Origin of the sequence: Streptomyces sp. M2CJ-2 (assembly GCF_016757295.1) — a bacterium.
Classification (GTDB): Bacteria; Actinomycetota; Actinomycetes; order Streptomycetales; family Streptomycetaceae; genus Streptomyces.
The window spans coordinates 1-248 of sequence record NZ_JAESIF010000337.1 but is presented as its reverse complement, the minus strand read 5'-3'; the positions used below and the strand labels follow the sequence as shown (position 1 = coordinate 248).

At 70.2% G+C, this 248-nt stretch carries 1 protein-coding gene; it reads left to right on the top strand.

The annotated features are described in order from the left end of the window. On the top strand, positions 1-248 hold a 248-nt coding region (locus JL475_RS39530; RefSeq protein ID WP_202282997.1), incomplete at both ends, for an alpha-glucosidase C-terminal domain-containing protein.

Here is a 248-nt window from a genome sequence, read left to right as displayed (position 1 = left end):
GTGACTGGGAGGGCGCCGAGCGCCGGGGCCAGAGCATCGCCCCCCTGATCACCCGGCTCAACACCATCCGACGGGCGCACCCCGCCCTGCGCCAGCTGCGGAACCTCCGTTTCCACGACACCGACAACGACGCCGTCATCGCGTACAGCAAGCGCAGCGGGTCCGATGTCGTGCTGGTGGTCGCCAACCTCGACCCGCACCGCACCCAGGAGGCCACCGTCTCGTTGGACATGCCGCAACTCGGCCTG